The organism is Lentzea cavernae, from assembly GCF_014653695.1.
Lineage (GTDB): Bacteria > Actinomycetota > Actinomycetes > Mycobacteriales > Pseudonocardiaceae > Lentzea > Lentzea cavernae.
Window position 1 is genome coordinate 122,343 of the sequence record NZ_BNAR01000003.1, and the last position, 25,941, is coordinate 148,283.

Genomic DNA, 25,941 nt, shown 5'->3' on the forward strand with positions numbered 1-25,941 from the left:
CCTATCGAACACAGGTTCGACTCGCTGGGTCGAATCGCCTGAAAGTGGGCGAGTCTAACCGCGGAAGCGGTGATCACCGCTAACTTCGGCCCGGTGCGCACGCTGCTCGTCGCCCTCCCCGGCCTGGTCCTCGCCGGCATCGGCCTGACCCACCCGCACCACCTGGACGCGTCGACCGCCCAGTGGTGGCAGAACATGCACATCATCCTGGCGGTGATCTTCCCGCTCCTCGGCGCCGCCCAATGGGTCCTGCTCACCGACAGCCCGAAGCCCGTCCGCTACCTCGGCCGCGCGGCCACCTTCGGCTACGTCGTCTTCTACGGCGCCCTCGACGCGCTGGCCGGCATCGGTGGCGGCGCGCTGGCCATCGCCAACGGCGGCCGTTCCCCCTCCGACGCGCCCATCTTCAAGATCGGCAACCAGCTCGGAACCGTCGGCGCGTGGTGCTTCTTCGCCGCCAGCGTCGCGATCGCGGTGTGCGCACTGATCGACAACCGCCTCAAGGCGATCCCGGGAGCCGCGTTCCTGCTCCCGGGCAGCTACCTGTTCCTGAGCAGCCACATCTACTGGCCGAAGGGCGTCCTCGCCTGCGCCTGCATCGCGATCGGCATGGCCGCGACCAGCTACGCCAGCGCGTCCGGCAGCTCCCCGATCGAACCCAGCACCCGCACCTGAGCCAGCACGTCCCCGGCCGGCGGGAAGTGCGGGTTCGGCACGGCCAGCACGGTCATCCCGGCGGCCAGAGCCGCCTTCAGCCCGTTCGTCGAATCCTCGACGGCGTAACAAGAAGCGGCCTCGACGCCGAGTTGTGAAGCCGCCGCGAGGTAGACGTCCGGCGACGGCTTCCCGGCGGCACAGGACTCCGACGACACGGCCACCGGCACCGGCAACCCGGTCACGTCGAGGAACACCCTGATCAGCACGGCCGGCGCCGAAGACGCGATCGCCACCGAGAACCGCTCCGAAACGGCCCGGACCGCGTCGACGGCCCCCGGGATCACCGGAAGGTGCTCGGCGTACGCCTTCTCCATCTCGGCGATCACCCCGGCGGACGCCTCGGCGGGAGTCAGCCGAACGCCCAGCGACACCAGGTGCGCGCCCCACTCCGGCGTCGACATCCCCTGCATGTCGCGGGTCGCGGTGGCGGTCCACACCCCGCCGTGGGCGGCCGCGAACGACTGGCGCACCTCGTCCCACACCTGCTCGGAGTCGATCAGCACGCCGTCGAGGTCGAAGATCACCGCATCCACGCAGGTAACCGTACCCTGTGGCCCAAGCTACTTCGCCATGCTAATTAAAATCAGTTAGGATGGCGAAGTGAATTTCAAAGCTCAGCCCAAGCAGGTGTGGATCACGGCGTTCGCCGCGGTCATCGCCTTCATGGGGATCGGGCTCGTGGACCCGATCCTGTTGTCCATCGCGGAGGGTCTGCACGCGACACCGTCGCAGGTCACCCTCCTCTTCTCCTCGTACCTGGGCGTCCAGGTCGTGGCGATGCTCTTCACGGGCGCGGCGACGGCGCGGTTCGGGGCCAAGCGCACGCTCGTCGGCGGGCTCGCGCTGATCGTCGCCGCCACGCTGGCGTGCTCGGCGGCCGGGAGCATCGGCCAGCTCGTGGGGTTGCGGGCCGTGTGGGGGCTCGGCAACGCGTTCTTCATCGCCACCGCGCTCAGCGTCATCGTCGGGGCGGCCAGTGGCGGGCAGAAGGCCGCGATCCTGCTCTACGAGGCCGCGCTCGGCCTCGGTCTGAGCGTGGGGCCGCTGCTCGGTGCGCTGCTCGGCAGCATCTCGTGGCGCGGGCCGTTCCTCGGGACCGCGATCCTCATGGCGGCCGCCCTGATCCTTTGTGCAACGTTCCTGGCCAAGGACTCGCACGAGGAACGTCCGAGGATCAGCCTGCTCGACCCGCTCAAGGCCCTCAGGAACCCGGTGCTGCTGCGCACCTCGATCGGAGCGGCGCTCTACACGGCCGCGTTCTTCACAGTTCTCGCGTGGTCGCCGTTCGTCCTGCGGTGGGGTGCCGTCGAGATCGGACTGATCTTCTTCGGCTGGGGCGTGTGCGTCGCCGTGTCGAGCGTCTTCCTCGCGCCCCGGCTCGCGGACCGCGTCGGTGAGAAGAGCGCGATCATCGGATCGGTGCTGGCGTTCGCCGTGCTCATGGCACTCATGGCGGTGCCGAGCAAGCCGTTGCTGGTGGTCGCCGTCATCGTCAGTGGCCTGGTGAGTGGCCTGTTGAACACCCTTTTCACCGGGACCGCGATGAGCGTCAGCGACGCGCCGCGGCCGGTCGCCAGTGCCGGGTACAACTTCCTGCGCTGGCTCGGTGGTGCCCTGGCCGCGACGTTCGTCAGCCACCTGGCGCAGCCGTTCGTCGTCGCCGCGGTGCTCTGCCTGGTCGCCGCCGTGCTGCTGGCGTTCAACCGGACGGACACAAGGGACGTTCCGTCCGAAGCTGTCCTCGCGGGTGAACAACTTGTGGGTTAACAAAGCATGAACAGAAGCCTACGGTCGGTGGCGGTTCCCGCACCGACCGTAGGAGGCCACCACCATGATCCCTCTGCCACTCGTCAACCACCGCGTCGGCAGAGCGGCGGTGACTTGCGAGTACCGCTGCGGGGACGCGTGCTTCCACGACGTCCCGAACACCTCCGGCAACCCCTACTTCGGTGACCTCGTCAGCCGTCGGACCGCGCTCAAGGCCGGTGCGGTCGTCGCGGCCGCGGCCACCATCGCCACGCCCGCCGTGGCAGCGGCCGCCGAACCCCAGCAGCAGCAGCAGTCCCAGGGCCGCCCACCCAAGGGACTCGACTTCAAGCCCGTGCAGGTCAACACCAAGGACGAGGTCGTCGTCCCCGAGGGGTACGAGCAGGGGATCGTGATCCGCTGGGGCGACCCGCTCTTCCCCGGCGTGCCCGAGTTCGACTTCGACAACCAGACCGCCGCGAAGCAGGAGAAGCAGTTCGGCTTCAACTGCGACTTCGCCGCCATCCTGCCGCTGGACCCGCTGGAGCTCAGCGGGATCATGGTCACGAACCACGAGTACACCAGCGAGCCGTTCATGTTCCGCGGCTACGACGCGAACAACCCCACCGAGGAGCAGGTGAAGATCGGCTGGGCCGCGCACGGCCTGTCGGTGTTCATGATCAAGCGCTCGTTGTTCTCCGGCCACTACCGGCCGCGGTTCAGCAAGTACAACCGCCGCATCACGCTGAACACGCCGTTCGAGGTGCGCGGTCCGGCGGCGGGCAGCGACCTGCTCAAGACCTCGGTCGACCCCACCGGCAGGAAGGTCTTCGGCACGATCAACAACTGCGCGGGCGGCGTCACGCCGTGGGGCACGATCCTGTCCGGCGAGGAGAACTTCAACCAGTACTTCGCCAACGCCGCCGGCCGCAACGACCCCAGGCTCACGCGCTACGGCGTCACGGGAACGGCGACCACGCGCAAGTGGGAGCGCTTCGACAAGCGCTGGGACCTGGCCCAGGAACCCAACGAGGTCAACAGGTTCGGCTGGGTCATCGAGCTCGACCCGCACGACCCGGACTCCACGCCGGTCAAGCACACGCACCTCGGCCGCTTCAAGCACGAGACCGCGAACATCCGCGTCGCCGACGACGGCCGCATCGTCGCGTACTCCGGTGACGACGAGCGGTTCGAGTACATCTACAAGTTCATCTCCAACGGCAAGATGAAGCGCGGCAACAGCAAGGCCGCACGCCGCCACAACATGACGCTGCTCGACGACGGCACCCTGTACGTGGGCCGGTTCACCGGCGACAGCCCCGTGTCCGAGATCGACGGCACCGGAAAGCTGCCCAGCGACGGCAAGTTCGACGGCAGCGGCGAGTGGATCCCGCTGGCGGCGGGCAACCGGTCGTTCGTGCCCGGCATGACCGCCGAGGAGGTGTACGTCTTCACGCGCATCGCGGCGGACAAGGTCGGCGCGACGAAGATGGACCGCCCCGAGGACATCCAGTGCCACCCGCGCACCGGCACGGTCTACTGCGCGCTGAGCAACAACGTCGAACGCGGCGTCACCGCGGGCAAGGAAGGCGCGACCGAGCCGAACCCGCGGGTCAACAACCGGCACGGCCAGGTCCTGGAGATCACCGAACGCCGCAGCGACGCGCTCGCGCTGACGTTCGACTGGGGCCTGTTCCTCGTCTGCGGCTTCCCCGGGGACCCGAACACCTACTTCGGCGGGTACGACAAGTCGCAGGTCAGCCCGATCTCCAGTCCGGACAACGTGGCGTTCGACCGGTACGGCAACCTGTGGATCTCCACGGACGCCGACGGCAAGCTCGACGGGCTCAACGACGGCCTCTACGGAGTTCCGCTGGAAGGCCCGGAACGCGGTCACCTCAAGCTGTTCCTCACGGTGCCGCGCGGCGGTGAGACGTGCGGCCCGATCATCGGCGAGCGGGTGATCACGGTCTGCGTGCAGCACCCCGGCGAGGTGGACGGCGCGAGCGCCGACAAGCCCGTCTCGAACTGGCCGGACCGCGGCACCAGCAGGCCGCGCCCGTCCGTCGTGGCGGTGTGGCGCAAGGGCCACCGGCAGCTGGGTGAGATCGGCTGATCACGCAGCGTGCTGTGATCGTTCGGGTGTAGTACGAGTTCGCCTGCCGTTCACCTGCTGGACGGCAGGCGATCTCGTTGGGCTCTTAGGTTCGGCCAGTTCCCACACTGACACCGATCTCGGAGGCCTGCGTGTCCTCACCCACCGATCGGGGCCGTCGTCTGCTGCCCCTCCTCACGGCCGGCCACCCGCTCGGGCGACAGGCCGTCACCTGCGAGTTCCGCTGCGGCAACGCCTGCGCGCACGAGGCGCCCAACTCGTCCGCCAACGCGTACTTCGGCGACGTCGTCCAGGAGGTCGTGAGCCGCCGCGGCATGCTCAAGGCCGGTGCGGTCGTCGCGGCCGCCGGCGCCGGTGCGCTCGCGTTCTCCGGTGCGGCCACTGCTGCTCCCGACCAGCCCGACGCCGAGGTCCTCGGTCGTGGCGGCCACGGCGGTCCCGGCAACGACGGTCTGAACTTCGAGCCGGTGGCGCCCAACACCCTCGACCAGATCAGCGTGCCCCAGGGCTACCAGCAGGACGTCGTCATCCGCTGGGGCGACGCGGTGCTGCCCGACGCGCCGAAGTTCGACTTCGACAACCAGACGCCCGAGGCGCAGGCCAAGCAGTTCGGCTTCAACAACGACTTCTGCGGCCTCGTCCCGCTGCCGGGCCACCACGACAGCTGGCTCATGGTGAGCAACCACGAGTACACGACCGAGTCGTTCATGTTCAAGGACTGGGCGGCGGACAAGATCACCGAGAAGCACGCGAAGATCGCGTGGGCCGCGCACGGCCTGTCGGTCGTCAAGGTCGACCGCGACCGCCGCAGCGGCAAGCTGGTCGTCTCCAAGAACGACATGAAGAAGTACAACCGCCGGATCACGCTCACCACGCCGTTCGAGGTGAAGGGCCCGGCCGCCGGCTCGAAGTTCCTCAAGACGTCCGCCGACCCGACCGGCACGCGGGTGCTCGGCACGCAGAACAACTGCGCCGGTGGCGTCACGCCGTGGGGCACGATCCTGTCCGGCGAGGAGAACTTCAACCAGTACTTCGCCAACGGTGGCAACGTCACCGACCCGGACACCAAGGCCAAGTTCGCCCGCTACGGCATCAGCGGCGGCGCGTCGCTGCGCCAGTGGGAGCGCTTCGACAAGCGCTTCGACCTGGCCCAGGAACCCAACGAGGCCAACAGGTTCGGCTGGATCGTCGAGATCGACCCGCTCGACCCGAAGTCGACGCCGGTCAAGCACACCGCGCTCGGCCGCTTCAAGCACGAGGGCGCGAACGTCATCGTCGCCAAGGACGGCCGCGTGGTCGCGTACATGGGCGACGACGAGCGCTTCGACTACATGTACAAGTTCGTCACGGACGAGAAGATGCAGAAGGGCGACTCGAAGCGCGCCCGCGAGCACAACAAGAAGCTGCTGGACAAGGGCACGCTCTACGTCGCCAAGTTCACCGGTGACAGCCCGGCCGCCGAGATCGTCGGCGACGGCACGCTGCCCAAGGACGGCGAGTTCGACGGCTCCGGCGAGTGGATCGCCCTGGCGCACAACGACAAGTCGTTCGTGCCCGGCTTCACCGCCGAGGAGGTCTACGTCTTCACGCGCCTGGCCGCCGACAAGGTGGGCGCCACGAAGATGGACCGCCCGGAGGACGTCGAGCCCTCGCTGCACAACCGCCGGATCTACGCGGCGCTGACCAACAACACCGACCGCGGCAAGGCGGGCAAGGAAGGCCCGACCGAGATCAACCCGCGCAACGGCAACAAGCACGGCCACGTCCTGGAGATCGAGGAGCGCCGCAGCGACAACACGGCGCTGGCGTTCTCGTGGAAGCTGCTGCTGGTGTGCGGCGACCCGAAGGACCCCGGCACGTACTTCGGCGGTTTCGACAAGTCGCAGGTCAGCGCGATCTCCTGCCCGGACAACGTCGCGTTCGACTCGCGCGGCAACCTGTGGATCTCCACGGACGGCAACGCCCTGGCGTCCAACGACGGCCTGTTCGCGGTGCCCGTCGCCGGCAAGCGCCGCGGCCAGGTCAAGCAGTTCCTCACCGTGCCGAAGGGTGCGGAGACCTGCGGTCCCGTCATCACCGACGACTTCGTGCTGGTGTCCGTGCAGCACCCCGGTGAGATCGACGGCGCCTCGGCGAACAACCCGCTGTCGCACTGGCCGGACGGTGGCACCTCGCAGCCGCGTCCGTCCGTCGCGGTGGTGTGGCGCAAGGACCGCCGCAGGATCTGCGACTGATCATGTGGTCCGGCTCACTCTGAAGCCGTGAACCGGTGCGGCCACCCGTCCGTGTGATGGGTGGCTGCACCGCGGACAGCCGAAGTCCACTTTGGTCGTCCACTTTGGAGTGAGTCGTGAATGTTCGTCTTCTCGTTGGTGCTGCTGCTCTTCTGGGTCTTGCTGCGTGTGGCACCCCCACCGCCGGCACCGCTTCCCCCACTCCCGTCGCTCAGGCGCAGGACGTTCCCGTCGCGGCGGCGGTCCAGGTACCGGCAGGCCAGGAGCTGGTCGGCGAATACCAGGCCACGGGCGTTCAGACGTACTCCTGCACGGGCAACGCGTGGAAGGGTCTAGAGCCCACCGCGACGCTCGTCGACAAGAGCGGCAAGCCGATCATCATCCACTCCCGCGGTCCCGTCTGGATCTCCACCGTCGACGGCAGCGCGGTCGAGGCGACCCCGGTCGACGGCGCCAAGAACGACGTCAAGGGCGCCGTTCCCGAACTCCTGCTCAAGACCAAGACCGCGCGGGGCGACGGCCTGTTCGGCAAGGTCACCTACGTGCAGCGCCTCGCGACCGAGGGCGGCGTCGCCCCGGCCGGCGGCTGCAAGGCCGGTGCGCAGACCTCCGTTGCGTACAAGGCCCTCTACACCTTCTACGCGGCCAAGTGAGACGGTACTGAACCGGTCCGCATTTCGCTCCGTACGACAGCAGGTGATGAAACGAACTGGCATCGTCCTGGTCGCATCAACCCTTCTGGGCATCCTCGCGGGAGGCGTGGCGTCCACCGCCGCGCCGACGCCGGACGCCATGAGCGAAGCCGCCGCGAGGGTCGCACCCGCGGTTCAGGTTCCAGCCGGCAACAAGGTCGTCGAGAAGTTCTACGCCAAGGGCGTGCAGACCTATACATGCATAACCGGAGCGTGGAAGGGCCTTGAGCCCGCGGCCACGTTGGCCGACAAGCTCGGCAGGGCGGTCGGACTGCACTCCCGCGGTCCGATCTGGGTCTCCACCGTCGACGGCAGCGCGGTCGAGGCCGCCCCGGTCGACGGCGCCCGCAACGAGGTGCCGGGAGCCGTTCCCGAGCTCCTGCTGAAGGCCAAGACCACCAGGGGTTCCGGGGTGTTCGCGGGCGTCAGCTACGTGCAGCGCCTCAACACCAAGGGGGGCCTCGCACCGACCGGCGGCTGCACCGAGGGCGCCCAGACGTCCGTCCGCTACGAGGCGCTCTACACCTTCTCCGTGCCCGCCCTCTGAACGAGCGCGACCACCGCTGCCACGACCATCGTGATGCCGACGACCCAGAGGCCGGTCTTCTGGGTCCCGGTGAGGTCGCGGAGCGTTCCGGTGACGTAGGGCGCGACGAAGCCGCTCACGTTGCCCAATGAGTTGATCAACGCGATTCCGCCCGCCGCAGCCGTGCCGCCGAGGAAGCTCGTGGGAAGTGCCCAGAACGTCGGCAGGGCCGCACAGACACCGATGGCGCAGACCGAGACCGCGACCATCGCGGCGACGGGGTTCTCGAGGTGGAGCGCGAACGGGATCGCGACTCCACCGAGCAGCATGGGCGCGGCGACGTGCCACTTCCGTTCTCCGGTGCGGTCTCCGTGCCTGGCCCACAGGACCATGGCGACCGCACCGAGGACGTACGGAATCGCGTTGATCAGCCCGCGCTCCACGATCCCGGCCTCGGGCGCCAGGCCCTTGATGATCGTCGGCAGGAAGAACCCCAGCGTGTACAGCCCGTAGACGATCCCGAAGTACACGAAGCTCAACGCCAGGATCCGGGGGTGCGTGAGCGCCTTCTTGAGCGGCCACTCCTCCGTGACCGGCTCGTCCACGGCGTCCTCGGGCTTGTCCGGCAACCAGAACCACACCACGAACGCCAGCGCGATCGCCGGCAACCCCTCGACGAGGAACATCGTCCGCCAGTCCGTCCACTGGATCAGCAACCCGCTGAACGTGGCCCCGAGCGCCGTCGAGATCGGCACCGCCACCATGAACAACGCCACGATCCGCGCCCGCTCCTTCTGCGGGTACCAGTACGTCAGGTAGAGGATGATCCCCGGGAAGAACCCGGCCTCCGCCACACCGAGCAGGAACCGCAGCACGATCAGCACGGTCCCGTTCGGCACGAACGCCATGGCCGTGGCGATGATCCCCCAGCTGACCATGATCCGCGCGATCCACCGCCGCGCCCCGAACTTGTGGAGCGCGAGGTTGCTGGGCACCTCGAGCAGCAGATACCCGATGAAGAACACCCCGGACGCGAACCCGAACACCGTCGCACTGAGCTGCAACTCGTCCGACATGCCGTTGGGCCCGGCGAACCCGATGTTGACCCGGTCCAGGTAGTTGACGAAGTACAGCAGGCACAGGAACGGCAGGATCAACTTCTTGGGCACTAGAGTCCCCCCATGACTGATCGTCCGGTCGCCCTCGTCACCGGGGCATCCAGCGGAATCGGCTCGGCCATCGCTCGCAGTCTGGCCCCCACGCACGACCTCCTGCTAGGCGGCCGCGACGAAACGTCCCTCTCCGTCCTCGCCGCCGAACTCCCCGGCGCCCAGGCCTGGCCGTTCGACCTGACCAACACCGCCTCAGCCGACCTGAGCGCGCTCTCACGCCTCGACGTGATCGTCCACAGCGCCGGCATCGCCCTCCTCGGCCCCCTGGCCGAGGCCACCCAGGACGACTGGCGCCGCACGTTCGACGTGAACGTCTTCGCGGTGGCCGAACTGACCAACCTGGTCCTGCCTCAGCTCCGCGCCGCCGGCGGCCACGTGGTGCTGATCAACTCCGGCGCGGGCCTCGCGGCGAACCCGGGCTGGGGTGTGTACGCGGCCTCGAAGTTCGCGCTTCGCGCCTACGCCGACGCGCTGCGCGGCGACGAGCCGTCGGTGCGGGTGACCACGGTGTACCCCGGCCGGACCGCCACGCCCATGCAGGAGGACGTGCGGCGGCAGGAGGGCGGGGAGTACGACCCGTCGAAGTACCTCGACCCGGCCTCGGTGGGGCGGGCGGTGGCGGCGGCCGTGCTGGCGACGCCCGACGCCCACATCACCGAGATCAACGTGCGGTCGCGCCCGCACTGAGTTGTCCACAGGTCGATCAACAGCCTGTGGCCAGAGGTTGACGGACGGTAAGGCTCAGCACGTCACAAGACGAAAGGCGCCACGACCTCGATCCAGGCAGCCACGGCCTCTCCCACGGCTGTGGCGGCTGCGGCGACCGCTGTCACGACCGCAGCGATCTTCAGCAAGCGATCGCGTCGGGCGGGGGGCGGCCCCGGCTGTTCGTTGCTCGTGCCCACTGTTTGTGAGTTCCTTCCTGCGGACCCTGTGCGGACCACCAAGAACGACTCTGGCATCTGGAATACCGCAGCTCAAACGGTTGATATTGCGCTTGTGGCGGTGACATAGCGCGCTTGCTGCAAGATCGATGGTTGATACTGCTGAGGGCTTACTTCGCTAGGTGCGTGTTCAAAACGTGCTTGTGAAGGAGAGAAATAAGGACGAATATCTGTTCACACCTATCAACATCAACTCACACCTCCCACACCTGGTGTTACCGCAGCAAGGGCACACGAGCATGAGCGTTGATCCGACCGAGGCCGGCACTGAGTCGGCCAGGCAGTTGCGACGCCTCGTCGAATTGTCCAAACGAGCTGGGATTCAGCTTCCGCGGGAGTTCGTTCGTTCCGCAGGCAGCGACCGCCCACCTCCGCTCGCCAAGATGATCAGAGGTGGTCGCGGTGGTGAGGTGCGGCTGAAGCTCTACCTGTCGTTGACGCTGATCGCCGTCAAAGCACCCTATGGAGTGCGGCAGATGGCTGGGCGCAGTTGGGCCTCGGCTTTGGCTCTCCCTGCGCCTGAGAGCCGGGGTGCGCGTCGGATCGGTGACGCACTCAACTGGCTGTGCGCGGAGAAGCTGATCGCGCTGGAGCGGGACCCGGCACGCCCGCCGCGCATCGCGATGCTCAGTCCGGTCGGCGACGGCACGGCATACGAGCGACCGGGAAGTCGATACACCACGCTGACGACTGGGTTTTGGACGAACCAGTGGATCACCGTGTTGTCATCGTCTGCAGTGGCACTGCTTCTGGTTCTGCTCGATCTGCAGGGTGGGGAGAAGGAGCAATCGAACGCACCATGGCTCGCTGGTGATCAGTGGCCGCGGTACGGAATTTCTCCAGACACCAGAACCCGCGCCACCAAGGAACTGCAGCGCGCCGGGCTCTTGACCGTCAGCCGTGTGCCGCAGGGCAAGGAGTTCGATTACCTGCGGCTCCGCAACACCTACTGGGTTCACAAGGAACGTCTTGAGGAGCCTGCGGAGCTCCGCAGTTAGTCGTCACGCCTGATCAGGTGCTCCGCAGCCGCCGAGCCACCGCCGTCACCCCGGCCTGAGCCTCGAACCGGTCCACCCGAGTCGACTCCCCACCGGCGACGACCTGCTCCCCGGCCACCCACACGTCAGTGACCCGCCGCGACCCCGACCCCCACACCAGATTCGCCAGCACCTGCGAATCCGGCGCATCCAACCCAGTCGCGAAAGCCGGGTCATCAGCGGCGATGTGCACGACATCCCCCCACCGCCCGGCCTCCAGCGCACCGATGTCGTCCCGACCCAAGGCCGAAGCCCCACCCCGAGTCGCCATCAACAACGCCTGAGCCGCCCCCAGCACGGTCGCGTCCATCTTCGACACCCGAGCCAGCAGCCCGGCCAGCCGAGCCTCCTCGAACAGGTCCAGGTCGTCGTTGGAAGCAGGCCCGTCCGTCCCCAACCCGACCGAAACCCCCGCGGCCAGCATCTCCGGCACCCGAGCAATGCCAGAAGCAAGCTTCGTGTTCGACCCGGGGCAGTGCGCCACCCCGACCCCGAACGACGCGTACAGGGCGATGTCGTCGTCAGACAGGTGCACGGAGTGCGCGGACAACACCCGCCCCCCGAACACGTCGGACGCCTTCATCAACGCCGGCACCGACCCGAACTCGGCCCGAGCGGCCTCGTCCTCGAACGGCGACTCGGCCACGTGGACCATGAACAGCGCCCCACGTGCCCGGGCCTCCACGGCGATGGAGGTCAGCTGCGGAGCCGACAGCGTGTAGGCGGAGTGCGGGCCGTAGGCCAGTTCGACGCGCTCGCCGGGCCCGAACCGCAGACCGTCGGAGTCGATCCACGAGGAGATCTCGTCGGTCTGGGCCTTCCAGTCCATGCCCGGCACGTCGAGGATCGCCCCGCCGAACACCACCCGCGAGCCGGCCTCGAGGACCGCGGACACCAGCTCGGGGCCGTGGAAGTACATCTCGGCGGACGTGGTGACGCCGTGCCGCAGCATCTCGACTGCGCCAAGGAGCATGCCCGTGCCGACGTCGGCGGCGGTCATCTGTGCCTCGTTCGGCCACATCTGCTCCTGCAGCCACCGCAGCAGCGGCAGGTCCGAACCGAGGCCGCGCAGCACCGTCATCGGGCTGTGGGCGTGGGTGTTGACCAGGCCGGGGAGCAGGATGCCGGTCAGCGAGCGGATCTCGCCGTCGAAGGCCGGGGCGGACGCCAGCTCTCCGACGTAGGTGATCCGGCCGTCGACGACGTCCACGACCGCGTCGCGCAACACGGCGCAGGACGGGTCGCAGGGCAGGACCACCGGGGCGTGCAGACGCAGTGACATGCGATGAATCCTGCCACTGTGACGACGGTCACATGCATGCATACATCCGGTCCGCATGGGAATCCTGGCTGTGTCGGGCGCGGGCCGACCCCCAGGGTCCGCCCCGGCCTAAAACTTCTCCCCAACCAAGGGGCCCGTCAGAGCATGAGCCGACGGGCCCTTTGTGCATTCACGAGCAACCACAGGTAGGACAGGGGCGTCTCAAGATCATGTCGAAGAAGCCGTGCACGTCCAGTGGACAGTTCCGCCGCGCACAGAAGCCCGCGACCCCCAAGCCGCCGACCCGGCGCTGAGTTGACATGATCACTGTCCACGGTACGGGCGTGATCATGCGGAGGCATCAGTGGCCGACATCGACCCTCAGAACGACGACCAGCAAAGCGATGTCGAGATGACTCAGGAGTTCGAAGTCATCCGCGACGACATGTGAGTTAGCTGATCGGCAGATCGGCGCGGACCGTCCACCCAGTCGGTTCGCGTCGGCCTGCGGAGAACGTCCCGCCCAGCAGTTCCACGCGCTCGCGCATGCCGACGAGCCCGTAACCCCCCGAGCCGCCGACGGGAACGCCGGAGGCGACGCCGTCGTCGAGCACGGCCAGGTGCAGCACACCGTCGCTTGAGGACAGTGTGACGTCCACTGAGGACACTGAAGAAGCGTGTTTCTGGGTGTTCGTCAGTGATTCCTGCACCAGCCGCAGCACCGAGCGGGCCAGTTCCTGCGGCACGGCGTCCTGCAGGTCGAACGAGAGCCGCACCGGCAGCCCCGACTCCGCCGCCAGCGCGCGCACGTCGTCCATCAACGACGAAGACGCGGCCGGACCCTCGGAAGTCCCGTCCCGCATCGTTCCCACGAGTCGTCGCATCGCGGTCAGCGCCTCGGTTCCGGACGACGCTATCGCCGGCAGCACGTCGAACTCGCGGTTCAGCTGTCCCGCCTGCGCGTGCACGACGATCGCCGTCACGTAGTGCGCGACCACGTCGTGCAGTTCGCGCGCCAACGCCATCCGTTCGGCGTTCTGAGCCGCCGCAACGGAAGCGGCGAGCTGCGAGGCCCGTTCGTTGTCGCGGGCCCGGAAGTACATGCCGCTGCCCACCGACAGGACCAGCAGCACGGCCGCCGCGATCCCGAAGTTCCACGTGTCCGGGCTCCACTCGCTGTACTCGCGCGGTGCCACGATCGGCCAGCCCAGGACCTCGGCCAGCGCCATGGCCGCGAGCACGACCAGGGTTCCGGTCACGGCCCTCACCCGCGGCGCGTCCCGGACGAGAGTCGCGATGGTGGCCATCGCCGCGCCGGTCATCGAGATGCCGGCGCCGCTCCAGAACAGGTGCGGTGCGAGCGCCACGCCGAGCAGGCGCATGTAGACGGCCACGCAGGCGACGGCGAACCCCAGCGCGAGGGCCGCGTCGAACGGTCTGCGGGGTGCGAGCACCGCGATCACGCAGATCACCGCGATCCCCGGCACCTGCCACCAGCCGAGACCCGTCGAGATCGACCCGGTCTCCAGCAGCGCGATGGCGGTGAGCGCGAGCGCCAACGGCCACTGGCGCTCGGCGAGCCGCCGCCAGCTCATGTCCGTGCTCTCCACCCGAGCAACAGTAGGTCCGGAGGAGTGATCCCGCGTCCGACCGAGGGGTTACCCGGGCATCAGCCAGAAGGCTGATGAGGCGACCTGCGGAAACACCCTCACGGCGGATGCCGGATTACGCCTGGGTCACGGACTCTGGAGGAGCAGGAAGTCGGGGAAACGGAGGACGCCATGTTGTCAGTTGTGTTCACTTGGGCCGCCGCTGTGGTCGGTCTGCTGGTCCTGGCGCTCATGGCACTCTCGGGCGTGATGATCGACTCGAAGCACTAGGTCGCACCACGGACCAGCGTGTGATGGGGAAGTCAGGCGCTGGTCAGGGAATGCTGCTGGCGGAGCAGTTCCGCCAGCCTGCTCGTCGGTTGTGGGCGGGTCTCGTCCAACGCGGCCGTGAAGCGCGCCGGAGAACCGTTCCGTGCGCGCGCCGCGGCCGCGGTGTCCAACCGGAACGCGGGACGCGCCGCTGACGGACGTTGGCGGGAACGCAGCCAGGCGAGGCGGTGCAACGCCTCCGCGTGGTGGTCCGTGATGGTGACGGCCGCCTTGTCGAACGAGTGCAGCACTGCAGCGTTCAGGTGAACGGTGGCGAGGTCCCGCCACAGCGTGCGTTCGGACGAGGTGTCGAGGCCCAACGCCTCGGCAACCTCACGCGCCACACCGTAAGCACCTTCGTCGGCAAGGGAACGCGTGCCGATCTCGGCGCCGACGAACCACGAGTTGAACGGCGCGGCGGGGTAGTGCACGCCCCCGATCGACAGCCGCATGTTCGAGATGACCGGAACCGCGTGCCAGCGCAGGCCCATCTCGCCGAACCACGGCAGAGTCGGGTGCTCCAAAGGAACTTCGTGCACGATCTCGGACGGCAGTGTGAACAGCCGCGGACCCTCGTGCTGCGTTTCCACCACCAACGGCAGCAGGTCGAAGCGTGAGCGTCGCACGGGCGGACGCCAGCCCATGCCCTGCATGGACTCGGTGAACCCCATGTACCGGCGGTCGCCTATCCCGTCGGAGTACCCGGCGTACCGGATCAGCTGCTCGTTCCAGATCACCGGGCCGGGCGAACCGGGCGCGTCCGGCGCGAAAACCGTGACCAGCGGCCGGATCTCACCGCCGTTGGTCGCGAGCCGCAGGTGCTCGACGCACTCGCCGGCGACGGCGGAGGCGTTGCGGTAGCCGCGCAGATCGCGGACCTTCAGCCGGCGCCATGGCACACCTGAGGTGCACCAACCGGAGTCGCGCAACGCGATCCGCGCGCCGTACGCGAGCTCGTCGGTGGTGTGGCGGTAGGTTCCGGTCTCGGCGATCTCGGCGCGCACCTGGGCGATGCGGGCGGACAGCGAGCCTGCGTCGGAGTGCGCCGCGTGGAACATGCGGACGAACTCCTCCGCGACGGGGAGGACGTCGGGGGTCACGCAGCGAGACGCTAAGCCCGGAACAGCCTCACGCGTCACTGCCACTCGGGGCATATCGGGTGATCAACACCAGCCACTCCGACGAGTGAACGAAAGACCCACTGTGTTCACTCGATCGGCTTGAGACCTCGATCAGGTGAGGTCGTTCCGCCGGAACATCAGGTCGTGCGAGACCCGGTCCTCGTTCACAGCGCGCTGCTCGAACTTCGTGACGGGCCGCCAGTCCGGCCGCGGCGCCCAGCTGTCGTGCACGTTGGTCAGCAGCCGCTCGCCGGAACAGACCTCCAGCATCTGCTCGGCGTAGTGCTCCCAGTCCGTCGCGAGGTGCAGCACGCCACCGGGCTCCAGCCTCGACGCCACGAGCGACACGAACTCCGGCTGCACGAGCCGGCGCTTGTGGTGCTTCTTCTTCGGCCACGGGTCCGGGAAGAAGATCCGCACGCCGTGCAGCGACGCGGGAGCGATGTGGTCGGTCAGCAGGTCGACGGCGTCACCGCGCAGCACGCGCAGGTTGTCGAGACCGCCGAGGTGCTCGGCGCGCAGCAGCAGCTGGGCGAGGCCGGGCTTGTAGACCTCGGCGGCGACGTAGTTGAGCTCGGGCGCGGCGGCCACGAGCTGCGAGGTGGTCTCGCCCATGCCGGACCCGATCTCCAGCAGCACGGGCGCGGAGCGGCCGAACCACGAGTCGAAGTCCAGGGGTCCCTCGGGCAACGACTTCACGTCGTTGCCCATCTTCTCCCAGTACGTGTCCCACGCACGTTCCTGTCCCACGGTCATGCGCTCGCCGCGCTGGACGAAGCTGACGATGGAACGGGGGAACTCAGCGCTGGTCACGACCAGACAGTCTAGGCAATCAGTTCGATGTCCTCGATCTGAGCACGCAGGTCAGCCACCGTGAAGTCGATCGGCTGGGGACGACCGGCCCCGCGATGTGCGGGAACCAGGTGCACGAACCCGCGGTGCGAGTCGGTGAACTGCACGGTTGTCGGGGTGGCGGGCCCGTAGACACCGCTCTCGGACGGCACGTACTCCCAGTACCCGACCTCGCCGAGGTCGACCCAGGGCACGAACACCCAGCCGGGGCGCGCCGCGAGCAGTTCGCTCACCGCGTCCTCGACGGCGTGACCTTCGGCACGGGAGCGCAGGCGTCCCCGGTCCAGCGCGCGCAGCCACCACGGCGCGGGCGCGTCCTCGGCGTCGCGCACCGAGCGGAACATCGTGAGCACCTCGTGCTCGGGGGCGCGGTTCACCCAGGAACGGCGCGCCTGCGCAGGGGTGAGGGCGATCTCGTCGGGGTTGGGGGCTTCGAGCGCACTGGACCACTCGAGACCGAGCATTGCTTCCACACGGACCACTGGCCACCTCCGCAGCGGGGATAACCCCATTGAACGGGAAACCAAACGTTGGTGTTGTCCAAAATGCCTGTTTTTATCGGCTGTTAACAGCCCTCTTACGCAACCTGTCGCACAACCTGTGACGCCAGGCACGTTGCGTTGTGACCTGGAAACACGATGTAGCTGGCGTGCCTGTGCTCCAAGCCTTCGTCGTCGCGCTGCCGTTGCTGCTCGCCGCGCAGACGATCGAGGAGCAGGAATGGCACCTCGACGCGCTCGACGTGTACTCGGCGCAGGCCCAGTCCCGCGGGGACGGCGTGGTCGTCGCGGTGATCGACTCCGGCGTCGACGCCCGGCACCCCGACCTGGCGGGACGCGTCCTGCCGGGCACCGGCTTCGGCCGTTCCCAGGGCACGGACGGCACGACCGACATCGACGGCCACGGCACGGGCATGGCCGGGATCATCGCCGCGACCGGCAAGGGCGGTGGCGCGCTCGGCATCGCCCCCGGAGCCAAGATCCTGCCGATCGCGAGCGCCGACGAGAAGGAGCAGTTCGGGCTCGACGTCGTCGCCGAGAGCATCAGGTGGGCTGCCGACCACGGCGCCAAGGTCGTCAACATGTCGCTGGGCTTCTCCAGCTCGATGACGCCGTCGCTGGTCAAGGCCGTGAACTACGCGATCGAGAAGGACGTCGTCCTCGTCGCCGCCACCGGCAACGACGGCAAGGAGGTGTCCGCGCCCGCCAACATCAAGGGCGTGATCGCGGTCGCCGGCACGAACAAGGTGGGCAAGCCGTGGGTGTCGTCCAACGTCGGCGCGGACACGGTGCTCGCGGCCCCGGCGGAAGGCATCGTGACGGCCGCGCCGGAGAGCGTCTACGCCAGCGGGTACGCCGAGATGGACGGCACGAGCGCGGCGTCGGCGATCGTGTCCGGGGTGGCGGCGCTGGTGCGCGCGAAGCACCCGGAGATGCCGGCGAAGGACGTCGTCAACGCGTTGATCAGCACCGCGAAGGACATGGCGGAACCCGGCCGTGACGCGACGACCGGGTTCGGCATGGTCGATCCGATGGGCGCGCTGACCGCGAAACTGCCGCCGGTGGAACGCAACCCGCTGCTGCCACCGCCGCAACCCTCGACGGCGCAACCCGCTCCGACGCTCGCCTCCCAGCGCCCCGAGCAGCCGGTCGACCTGAGCGACCGGCTGCCGTTCGTGGCCGCCGTGGCGGGCGGTACCGCGGTGATGACAGGACTGCTGATCGCGGTGCCCGCCATCAGGTCGCGGCGTCCCAAGCCCGGCGTCAGTGAGCGTGGTACTCCACCGACTCCTTGGTGAGCTGCATGAAGGCCTCCTCCAGCGAACCCCGCTGAGGGCTGAGCTCGTGCAGCACGACCTGGCTCTCCGCCGCGAGCTCACCGATCTGCTGGGCCGTGATCCCCTGCACGACGAGGCTCCCGCTCGCCGAGTCGTCGGTCACCGTCGCGTGGGCGGCGAGGATCTCGCGCAGCTTCGCGGCGTGCGGCGACCGGACCCGGACCGTGTCCTGGGTGGCGTCGGCGATGAACTGCTCGGTGGTGGTCTGCGCGATCAGCTGGCCCTTGCCGATCACGATGAGGTCCTGGGCGGTCTGCGCCATCTCCGAGAGCAGGTGGCTCGACACGAACACAGTGCGGCCCTCGCTCGCGAGGCGGTGCATGAACTGCCGGATCCAGAGGATGCCCTCGGGGTCGAGGCCGTTGACCGGCTCGTCGAACAGCAGCACCTCGGGGTCGCCGAGCAGCGCGCCCGCGATGCCGAGCCGCTGCGACATGCCGAGCGAGAACCCGCCGGCGTTCTTGTGGGCGACCTCGGTGAGGCCGACGACCTCCAGCACCTCGTTCACCCGGCTGACCGGGATCTTGTTGGAGACCGCGAGCCACTTGAGGTGCGAGCGCGCGGAACGGTTGGGGTGCACCCACTTCGCGTCGAGCAGCGCGCCGACCTTGCGCAGCGGCTGCTTGAGCTCGACGTAGTGCTTCCCGTCGATCTTGACGTCACCACCGGTGGGCGTGTCGAGGCCGAGGATCATCCGCATGGTCGTGGACTTGCCGGCGCCGTTCGGCCCGAGGAACCCGGTCACGCGGCCCGGCCGGACGGTGAACGACAGGTCGTCGACGGCCTTGGTCTTGCCGTAGTGCTTCTGCAGGCGGACTGCTTCGATCATGACCTCTCCCGGTGTGCTCGAAAGAACTGACAGGGACCTGGGTCATCCCCCGACGGATGACCCAGGTCCCTCTCCCCCTATTCGGAACAGGTCACGCGTCCCGCCGCTTCGCGACGATCAGGGCGACCACCAGCATCGCGACGGCGATGGCGGCGAAGTACGCCAGCGATCCCCACTGGCTGAACTTGAAGTCGACGCCCGCCCCCGGCGATTCGGCCGGGTCGCCGCCGCCGAGCTGCAGGAAGTGGTTGGCGTTCATGAACGGCAGCCACGCCTGGATCTTCACGCCGGCCTTCGGGATGATCCCGATCAGGCCTTCGAGCAGCATGTTCCACACGAGCAGGATGGCGACGGCGCCGGCGGTCTGGCGGACCAGGATGCCGACGGCGATCGCGATGATCGCGCCGATTCCGTAGAGCAGGCCGACGCCGGCGACGTGCCGCCACTCGTCGCTCGTGGTGATCGCGAGGTCCGAGGCGGGCGAGAGCACCTTCGCGATGCCCACCGAGCCGAACGCGATGATCTCGCCGAGCAGTGCGGCGATGAACGCCACCACGACGGTCTTCGCGACCAGCGCGGACGTGCGGTTCGGCACCGCGAGGAAGGTGGCGCGGATCGTGCTGAAGCGGTACTCGGTCGTGACCGCGAGGGCCGCCATCACCAGCACGACGGACAGCGCGAGCTGGCTGCTGCCGAACTGCGTGGCGCCGAGGGACAGCTGGCCGTTGTCGGTCGAGGCCGCGATGATCGCCGTGAGTCCGACACCCAGGACCAGGGCGAGCGCGCTGCACCAGTACGGCGAGCGGGTCGAGAAGAGCTTGATTCTCTCAACTGCCAACAGGGTCATCAGACTCACTTCCCGATCTCTGCGTGGTACTCGACAGCATCGCCGGTCAGCTGCATGAACGCCTCTTCGAGCGAACCGCGCTGGGGGCTCAGCTCGTGCAGGACGACACCGTTGGCAGCGGCGATGTCCCCGATCTGGTCACTGGTGGCACCCGATACGGACAACGCGCCGTCCGCACCGTCACGAACGGTGAAGCCCTTGTCGACGAGCAACGGGCCGAGCTTGAACAGCTGCGGGCTGCGCACGAGGACGGTGTTACCCGTCGAGCGGTCGATGAACTCCTGCGTCGTGCTCTGCGTGATCAGCTTCCCCCGGCCGATCACCACGAGCTCGCTGGCCGTGAGGGCCATCTCCGACAGCAGGTGGCTCGACACCAGGACCGTGCGGCCCTCGGCGGCGAGGTTCTGCATGAACGTGCGGATCCAGAGGATGCCCTCCGGGTCGAGGCCGTTGACCGGCTCGTCGAACAGCAACACCTTCGGGTCGCCGAGCAGTGCCGCGGCGATCCCCAGCCGCTGCGACATGCCGAGCGAGAACCCGCCCGCGTTCTTCCCGGCGACCTGCGTGAGCCCCACGGCCTCGAGCACCGCGTCGACGCGGCCCTTCGGCAACCCGTTGGACACGGCGAGCCACTTGAGGTGGGCGCGAGCCGAACGGTTCGGGTGAACCCACTTGGCGTCGAGCAGCGCGCCGACCGTCTGCAGTGGACGGTTGAGCTCGGTGTAGGGCTTCCCGTCGATCAGCACGCGGCCTGCCGTCGGACGGTCGAGCCCCAGGATCATCCGCATGGTGGTGGACTTGCCTGCGCCGTTCGGACCGAGGAATCCGGTCACCCGTCCAGGTTGGACGGTGAACGACAGGTCGTCGACCGCGACCGTCCTGCCGTATCTCTTGGTGAGGCCGATTGCCTCGATCATGGGCTTTCCCCTCTCGGTGATGGGACTACTTTGACGCTCTGGGGGGTCAGCGCACATCGACCTGCGGTCTGCGGTCGGCGTCAACTTCCGTCGCCGTGTGGCGCTACCTCCGTCGTAGTTGAATGAGCCACATGGGATACACGGAAGCGCCCGACGGCTGGTGGCGGGAGTTCGTCCTGGCCAAGCCGGCCCGCACCGGCAAGCTCGCGGTCACCCGCAAGGACGGATCACCGCACGTCGCACCGGTCTGGGTGGACCTCGACGGCCCCGACGTCGTCTTCCTGACCGCGCGCGACACGGTCAAGGGCAAGTCGATCCTGCGCGATGGCCGGGTGGCCCTCTGCTTCGACAACGAGCTGCCGCCGTTCGACTTCGTGACGATCACCGGCCAGGCCGTGGTCGACGAGGACCCGGAACAGCTCAAGTACTGGGCGGGCCGCACCGCCGCGCGCTACATGGGCGACGACCGCGCCGACGAGTACGCCGACCGCAACGGCGTGCCCGGCGAGATGGTCGTGCGGGTCAAGGTCGACAAGGTCGTCGCCAAGCAGAACGTCTCGGACTAGGACCTAACCGGGGAAGAAGCGGTTCAGCACCTGGGCGGCGCCGTCCTCGAGCACGGTCGGCGCCACCTCGTCCGCCACCGCTTGCACGTGCGCCGGCGCCTGTCCCATCGCGACACCGAGTCCGGCCCACTTCAGCATCTCCACGTCGTTGGACCCGTCGCCGATCGCGAGCGCGTCCGCGGCCGTCAGGCCCAGTCGTGCGCTGAGCTCCTCCAGTGCCGTGCCCTTCGTGACGTTGGGCGGCACCGCGGTCAGCCACGCCTCGGTGTGGTCGACGGACCACTCGACGCCCGGCAGGTCGAGGTCCTTCACCGCGAACGACAGCTCGGCCGGCGTGTGGTCGAGCCAGCGCATGACCAGCCGTGACGTGGGCACGGCCACCTCGTCGAAACTGGCCTGTGTCGTCACGCCCCACAGGTCACCGGGCAGGAACTCGCCGAGCGACAGGTTGCCGACGCCGGTCTTCTCCACCGCGAACACCGCACCGGGCAGCAGGGCCAGCAGCGCCTTGATCGTCGGGCCGGGGTCGAACGTCACGCGCCTGGTGACCTCGCCCAGAGCCGGGTCCCACCACACGGCGCCGTTCGAGCACACGGCGAACGTGACGGGCAGCTTCGCGGCGACCTCGCTGATGCCGACGAGGCTGCGGCCGGTGCAGAGCACCACGTGAGCGCCGTGTTCCGTCGCGCGCGTGATGGCCGCTTTCACGGCCGGTGAGATGTCGTTCGAGCCGACCGGGGTCAGGGTTCCGTCGATGTCCAGCGCTACCAGTCGCGGTCTCCAGTTCACGTGACGTCACCCTATGCGAAGGTTAGTGAATTGTGGTTCACTAACTGCGTGGCACGACCCCGCACGATCACCGACGAACGGATCCTGAACGCCGTCGCGGCGGTCATCGACCGGCGCGGACCGGAGTTCACCGTCGCGGACGTGGCGGCGGAGGCCGGGGTGTCGGTCGGGGCGGTGGCGAAGAGGTTCGGGTCGAAGAGCGGGCTGCTGCAGGCGTTGACGAAGGCGGGCACCGAGGAGGTCGCGCGCCGGATGCACGAGGCCGGTTCGGTCCGCGCCGCGCTGATGACCTGGTTCGACCGCCTCAACGACCCGGTGGTCGCCACGAACAACCTGGCGCAGCTCGGCGTCGACCTGATCGACCCGGAGCTGCGCGCGCTGCTCGCCCAGCACTACGCGGTGCTGGAACGAGAGCTGGAGACGTTGTGCGCCGCCGAGCACCTGCCGCCGAACGCGGCACGCGTGCTCGCCGCGCTGGTGTACGGGATCTCGATGGACTGGTCGGTGCGCCCGCGCGGAGACCTGTTGGCGCGCATGGGAGAGGACATCGATCTGGTGCTGGAAGGGATGCGCTGATGGCCACCTGGGCGGAGTTCGCGGCCGAGGAGCCCGACATGGCCGCGTTCGTGGAGGGCAGGTTCGCCGCCGATCGGCACGCGTTGCTCGCGACGCTGCGCAAGGACGGCTCGCCGCGGATCAGCGGCGTGGAACCGGACTTCACCCACGGCGAGCTGTGGGCGGGCATGATGCCGGGCTCGATGAAGTCGAGGGACCTGCGGCGCGACCCGAGGTTCGCGCTGCACTGCATGAGCACGACCGCGTCGATGACGGAGGCGGGGGACGCGAAGGTCAGCGGCACCGCCGAGTTCTGGACGGACAAGGAGATCTACCTGAAAGACCTGTTCGACCGCACGGGCTGGGAGCCGAAGCCGGAGGAGATCGACCTGTTCCGGTTCGACGTCACCGAGGTCGTGCAGCTCACCGTCGAGGGCGACGGGATGGTCGTCCTCTCCTGGCACGAGGGAAGGGGAACTCGCCGTGTCACCAAGCAGTAGTCCTGATCTGAGCGGGAAGGTCGCGGTCGTCACCGGCGCCACGCGCGGTGCGGGACGGGCGATCGCCGTGGAGCTCGGTGCGGCGGGGGCGACGGTGTTCGTCGCCGGCCGCACCACGCGGGAGCAGCAGTCGGAGGTCGGGCGGTCGGAGACGATCGAGGACACCGCCGAGCTGGTGGACGCCGCGGGCGGCAAGGGGATCGCGGTCCGGTGCGACCTCACGGTTCCGTCCGATGTGGACGCTCTGGCGGCGCGGATCGACAAGCTGGACATCTTCGTCGACAACGCCTGGGGCGGCGAGAACCTCGTCGAGTGGGGCAAGTTCTGGGAGCACGACCTCGAGAAGCAGTTGCACATGTGGCGCAACGGCGTCGAGACGCACCTTGTCGCCATCCACAGGCTGATGCCGCTGGTCCTGCGGTCCGACGACGGGCTCGTGGTCGAGGTGACCGACGGCGAGGACGGCGAGGCGTACTTCGTGAACCTCCCGTACGACGCGGTGAAGAACACCGTGCGCCGCTTCGGTGAGGTGCTGGCGAAGGACCTCAAGGACCACCCGAACGTCACGGCTCTCGCGGTGACGCCAGGATTCCTGCGCTCCGAGCAGATGCTGGAGACGTTCGGCGTCACCGAGCAGAACTGGCGCGACGCGATCGAGAAGGTGCCGGACTACGCGCTGTCCGAGACACCGCACTACCTCGGCCGAGGCATCGCGCACCTCGCCGCGGACGAGGACCGCAAGAGGTTCGCCGGACAGTGCCTGTCGTCGTGGAAGCTCAAGCGCGAGTACGGGTTCACCGACCTCGACGGCTCGCAGCCCGACTGGGGCCACTGGTGGGACGACGTCGTGAAGCCGCGCATGGCGGGTCAGACGGTGGACGCCGATCCCGAGAAGTACCGCTAGGCGTCACCGGGGCGGACGAGACCGGTCTCGTAGGCCAGCACCACGGCCTGCACCCGGTCTCGCAGCTCCAGCTTCGCGAGGATCCTGCCGACGTGCGTCTTCACCGTCGCCTCCGACAGGAAGAGCTTGCGGGCGAGCTCGGTGTTCGACAGGCCCTTCGCGATCAGCACGAGCACCTCGCGCTCGCGCTCGGTCAGCACGTCGAGCATCGAGGCGTCCCGCAGCTCACCGCCGCCGTCGCCGAGGAACCGGCCCAGCAGCCGCTTCGTCACCGAAGGCGAGACCACCGCGTCACCGGAGGCCACCGCGCGCAACGCCGACACGAGGTCGGACGGCGGGGTGTCCTTGAGCAGGAAGCCGCTGGCTCCGTTGCGCAGGGCGGAAAGCGCGTACTCGTCCATGTCGAAGGTGGTCATGACCAGCACCTTCGCCGAGTCGGCTTCGGCGATGCGCTTGGTCGCCTCCACGCCGTCCATCACGGGCATGCGCACGTCCATGAGCACCACGTCGGGCCGGAGCTTGTCGGCCATCTGCACGGCGTCGAGCCCGTCGGCCGCCTCGCCGATCACGTCGATGTCTTCCTGCGCGCCCAGCACCATGCGGAAGCCCATGCGCATGAGTTCCTGGTCGTCGACCAGCAGCACCCGAATCACTCGATCACCCTATGCGGCCAGTGGGAAAGTTGCCCGGACGCGCCAGCCGCCGCCGGGGTTGGGGCCTGCCTCGAACTCGCCGCCGAGCACCGCGGCCCTCTCCCGCATGCCGATCAGGCCGTTGCCACCGGAGACCTTGACGACGTCGTGGGGCGTGCCGAAGCCGTTGTCGGTCACTTCGAGACGAAGTTCCTCCGGTGTGCGAGCCAGTCGCACCAGGGCGGACGTGCCCGCGCCGGCGTGCTTGATGATGTTCGTCAGCGCTTCCTGCACGATCCGGTAGATGCTCAGGCCGACGCCCACGGGCAGGTCGTCCACGTCGCCGGTGATCTCCAGGCGCACCGGGACCCCGGCGGCGCGGGTGTTCTCGGCCAGTTCGACCACGCCCCGCGCGTCGGGCTGGGGAGCCCACTGCGTCTCGGCGTCCTCGCTGCGCAGCACGCCCAGCAGGCGGCGCATCTCGGTCAGGGCGAGGCGGCCGGTGTCCGCGATCGTGCGGACCGCGTTCTCCGCCATCTCCGGTTTGGTCCTTATCGTGTACGCGGCGCCGTCGGCGTGGACGATCATCACGCTGACCGCGTGGGCAACGACGTCGTGCAGTTCACGGGCGATCCGGGACCGCTCCTCGCCCACGGCGATCTTGGCCTGCTGGTCGCGTTCGGTCTCCAGCAGCAGCAGGCGCTGTTCCATCTCGCGCTGGTAGGCGCGGCGGGCGCCGACGAACTCGCCCATGGCCCAGCTGAAGCCGAAGATCACGAGCACGAGGAACACCAGGAACACGGCCGCGATCTCGCCGACCTGGAAGATCGCCCAGAGCAGCGTGCCCGCGAGCAGCCAGCCCACGTAGATCAACGCAGTCTTGCGGTTCGTGTACGCGACGAGCGTGTACAGCGCGATGGCCAGCGCGAAGTCCGACATCCGCACCGGCATGCCGCCGTCGTAACCGCCGTGCGTGAACAGCTGGAGGAACGCGCCTGCGAGGATCAGGTAGCTCGAACCCAGCGGGTGGTAGCGCCGGAACGGCAGCGGCCCGAGCATCAGCAGCGTCACGGCGAGGAACGCCGAGAACGACACGCCGAGGTCGACACCGGCGACCCCGAAGCCCATGTCGAAGATCAGCAAGATGCCGGCGATCAGGGAGTCCCCGAACGCCGGGTGAGCCTTCATCCACAGGCTGAACCTCCGCACCGGACAAGATTAGGTGCGG

At 68.5% G+C, this 25,941-nt stretch carries 26 protein-coding genes; 13 read left to right on the plus strand and 13 right to left on the minus strand.

Annotated elements, in window-relative coordinates:
• Nucleotides 1–93: 93 nt before the first annotated feature.
• Nucleotides 94–675, plus strand: coding sequence for a hypothetical protein (locus IE307_RS10605; protein WP_191297735.1), 582 nt, complete (start codon nt 94–96; stop codon nt 673–675).
• Here the strand turns inward: IE307_RS10605 and IE307_RS10610 are convergent.
• Nucleotides 624–1,250 carry an HAD family hydrolase gene (locus IE307_RS10610; protein WP_191297736.1) on the minus strand — a complete coding sequence of 209 codons (627 nt, stop codon included), beginning with the start codon at nt 1,248–1,250 and terminating at the stop codon, nt 624–626. The two genes, IE307_RS10605 and IE307_RS10610, sit on opposite strands and share 52 nt — an antisense overlap.
• 67 nt (nt 1,251–1,317) lie before the next feature.
• On the opposite strand from IE307_RS10610, the gene IE307_RS10615 reads away from it, so the two are divergent.
• The 5 genes from IE307_RS10615 to IE307_RS10635 all read left to right on the plus strand — a co-directional run bounded on the left by IE307_RS10615 (nt 1,318) and on the right by IE307_RS10635 (nt 8,052).
• Complete coding sequence (locus tag IE307_RS10615; protein WP_191297737.1) at nt 1,318–2,484, plus strand: MFS transporter; 1,167 nt, start codon at nt 1,318–1,320, stop codon at nt 2,482–2,484.
• A 64-nt stretch (nt 2,485–2,548) separates the two neighbouring features.
• A complete protein-coding gene (locus tag IE307_RS10620) occupies nt 2,549–4,579 on the plus strand; it encodes a PhoX family protein (RefSeq protein WP_191297738.1) in 2,031 nt (676 codons plus the stop codon).
• A 131-nt stretch (nt 4,580–4,710) separates the two neighbouring features.
• The gene (locus IE307_RS10625; RefSeq protein WP_191297739.1) at nt 4,711–6,813 is read left to right on the plus strand and encodes a PhoX family protein; all 2,103 of its coding nucleotides are present in this window, start codon (nt 4,711–4,713) and stop codon (nt 6,811–6,813) included.
• A 116-nt stretch (nt 6,814–6,929) separates the two neighbouring features.
• Nucleotides 6,930–7,466 (plus strand): DUF3455 domain-containing protein, encoded by a 537-nt coding sequence (locus IE307_RS10630; protein ID WP_229904600.1) that lies wholly within the window; start codon nt 6,930–6,932, stop codon nt 7,464–7,466.
• A 46-nt stretch (nt 7,467–7,512) separates the two neighbouring features.
• The gene (locus tag IE307_RS10635) at nt 7,513–8,052 is read left to right on the plus strand and encodes a DUF3455 domain-containing protein (RefSeq protein ID WP_191297740.1); all 540 of its coding nucleotides are present in this window, start codon (nt 7,513–7,515) and stop codon (nt 8,050–8,052) included.
• Here IE307_RS10635 and IE307_RS10640 read toward each other — a convergent pair.
• Nucleotides 8,025–9,200, minus strand: a complete 1,176-nt coding sequence (locus IE307_RS10640; RefSeq protein WP_229904601.1) for an MFS transporter — start codon at nt 9,198–9,200, stop codon at nt 8,025–8,027. The genes IE307_RS10635 and IE307_RS10640 overlap by 28 nt on opposite strands.
• 12 nt (nt 9,201–9,212) lie before the next feature.
• On the opposite strand from IE307_RS10640, the gene IE307_RS10645 reads away from it, so the two are divergent.
• Entirely contained in the window at nt 9,213–9,890 is a 678-nt protein-coding gene (locus IE307_RS10645; RefSeq protein WP_191297741.1) for an SDR family oxidoreductase, read from the plus strand.
• 379 nt (nt 9,891–10,269) lie between these two features.
• Complete coding sequence (locus tag IE307_RS10650; protein ID WP_229904602.1) at nt 10,270–11,145, plus strand: hypothetical protein; 876 nt, start codon at nt 10,270–10,272, stop codon at nt 11,143–11,145.
• 13 nt (nt 11,146–11,158) lie between these two features.
• Here IE307_RS10650 and IE307_RS10655 read toward each other — a convergent pair whose 3' ends face one another.
• The 5 genes from IE307_RS10655 to IE307_RS10675 all read right to left on the minus strand — a co-directional run bounded on the left by IE307_RS10655 (nt 11,159) and on the right by IE307_RS10675 (nt 16,801).
• Entirely contained in the window at nt 11,159–12,466 is a 1,308-nt protein-coding gene (locus IE307_RS10655; RefSeq protein WP_191297743.1) for an amidohydrolase family protein, read from the minus strand.
• 431 nt (nt 12,467–12,897) lie between these two features.
• Nucleotides 12,898–14,055 carry a sensor histidine kinase gene (locus IE307_RS10660; RefSeq protein WP_191297744.1) on the minus strand — a complete coding sequence of 386 codons (1,158 nt, stop codon included), beginning with the start codon at nt 14,053–14,055 and terminating at the stop codon, nt 12,898–12,900.
• A gap of 302 nt (nt 14,056–14,357) precedes the next feature.
• The gene (locus tag IE307_RS10665; RefSeq protein ID WP_268250358.1) at nt 14,358–15,464 is read right to left on the minus strand and encodes a nitric oxide synthase oxygenase; all 1,107 of its coding nucleotides are present in this window, start codon (nt 15,462–15,464) and stop codon (nt 14,358–14,360) included.
• A 132-nt stretch (nt 15,465–15,596) separates the two neighbouring features.
• On the minus strand, nt 15,597–16,241 hold the full coding sequence (gene trmB / locus IE307_RS10670) for a tRNA (guanosine(46)-N7)-methyltransferase TrmB (RefSeq protein WP_229904692.1): 645 nt from the start codon (nt 16,239–16,241) through the stop codon (nt 15,597–15,599).
• Between the two features lie 68 nt (nt 16,242–16,309).
• Nucleotides 16,310–16,801 (minus strand): hypothetical protein, encoded by a 492-nt coding sequence (locus IE307_RS10675; protein ID WP_191297746.1) that lies wholly within the window; start codon nt 16,799–16,801, stop codon nt 16,310–16,312.
• 185 nt (nt 16,802–16,986) lie between these two features.
• Here IE307_RS10675 and mycP point away from each other — a divergent pair, with 185 nt between their 5' ends.
• Nucleotides 16,987–18,135: a type VII secretion-associated serine protease mycosin gene (mycP, locus tag IE307_RS10680; protein WP_191297747.1), complete on the plus strand. Its 1,149-nt coding sequence runs from the start codon at nt 16,987–16,989 to the stop codon at nt 18,133–18,135.
• Here mycP and IE307_RS10685 read toward each other — a convergent pair.
• From IE307_RS10685 to IE307_RS10695, 3 genes are all read right to left on the minus strand, one after another.
• Nucleotides 18,101–19,003 (minus strand): ABC transporter ATP-binding protein, encoded by a 903-nt coding sequence (locus tag IE307_RS10685; RefSeq protein WP_191297748.1) that lies wholly within the window; start codon nt 19,001–19,003, stop codon nt 18,101–18,103. The two genes, mycP and IE307_RS10685, sit on opposite strands and share 35 nt — an antisense overlap.
• A gap of 91 nt (nt 19,004–19,094) precedes the next feature.
• A complete protein-coding gene (locus IE307_RS10690; protein ID WP_191297749.1) occupies nt 19,095–19,850 on the minus strand; it encodes a DUF2705 family protein in 756 nt (251 codons plus the stop codon).
• A 5-nt stretch (nt 19,851–19,855) separates the two neighbouring features.
• Nucleotides 19,856–20,767 carry an ABC transporter ATP-binding protein gene (locus IE307_RS10695; protein WP_191297750.1) on the minus strand — a complete coding sequence of 304 codons (912 nt, stop codon included), beginning with the start codon at nt 20,765–20,767 and terminating at the stop codon, nt 19,856–19,858.
• Between the two features lie 131 nt (nt 20,768–20,898).
• Here IE307_RS10695 and IE307_RS10700 point away from each other — a divergent pair, with 131 nt between their 5' ends.
• The gene (locus IE307_RS10700) at nt 20,899–21,333 is read left to right on the plus strand and encodes a PPOX class F420-dependent oxidoreductase (RefSeq protein ID WP_191297751.1); all 435 of its coding nucleotides are present in this window, start codon (nt 20,899–20,901) and stop codon (nt 21,331–21,333) included.
• Between the two features lie 3 nt (nt 21,334–21,336).
• Here the strand turns inward: IE307_RS10700 and IE307_RS10705 are convergent, their stop codons facing one another.
• Nucleotides 21,337–22,122, minus strand: coding sequence for an HAD family hydrolase (locus IE307_RS10705; protein ID WP_191297752.1), 786 nt, complete (start codon nt 22,120–22,122; stop codon nt 21,337–21,339).
• Between the two features lie 48 nt (nt 22,123–22,170).
• On the opposite strand from IE307_RS10705, the gene IE307_RS10710 reads away from it, so the two are divergent.
• The 3 genes from IE307_RS10710 to IE307_RS10720 are packed head-to-tail and all read left to right on the plus strand — an operon-like array spanning nt 22,171 to nt 24,081.
• A complete protein-coding gene (locus tag IE307_RS10710) occupies nt 22,171–22,698 on the plus strand; it encodes a TetR/AcrR family transcriptional regulator (RefSeq protein ID WP_191297753.1) in 528 nt (175 codons plus the stop codon).
• The gene (locus IE307_RS10715) at nt 22,698–23,177 is read left to right on the plus strand and encodes a pyridoxamine 5'-phosphate oxidase family protein (RefSeq protein WP_191297754.1); all 480 of its coding nucleotides are present in this window, start codon (nt 22,698–22,700) and stop codon (nt 23,175–23,177) included. The genes IE307_RS10710 and IE307_RS10715 overlap by 1 nt, the downstream gene beginning before the upstream one ends.
• Complete coding sequence (locus IE307_RS10720; RefSeq protein ID WP_229904603.1) at nt 23,161–24,081, plus strand: SDR family oxidoreductase; 921 nt, start codon at nt 23,161–23,163, stop codon at nt 24,079–24,081. Before IE307_RS10715 ends, IE307_RS10720 begins: the two co-directional genes overlap by 17 nt.
• Here the strand turns inward: IE307_RS10720 and IE307_RS10725 are convergent.
• Nucleotides 24,078–24,734 carry a response regulator gene (locus IE307_RS10725; protein WP_191297755.1) on the minus strand — a complete coding sequence of 219 codons (657 nt, stop codon included), beginning with the start codon at nt 24,732–24,734 and terminating at the stop codon, nt 24,078–24,080. The genes IE307_RS10720 and IE307_RS10725 overlap by 4 nt on opposite strands.
• 9 nt (nt 24,735–24,743) lie before the next feature.
• On the minus strand, nt 24,744–25,922 hold the full coding sequence (locus IE307_RS10730; protein WP_308436352.1) for a sensor histidine kinase: 1,179 nt from the start codon (nt 25,920–25,922) through the stop codon (nt 24,744–24,746).
• Between the last annotated feature and the right edge of the window lie 19 nt (nt 25,923–25,941).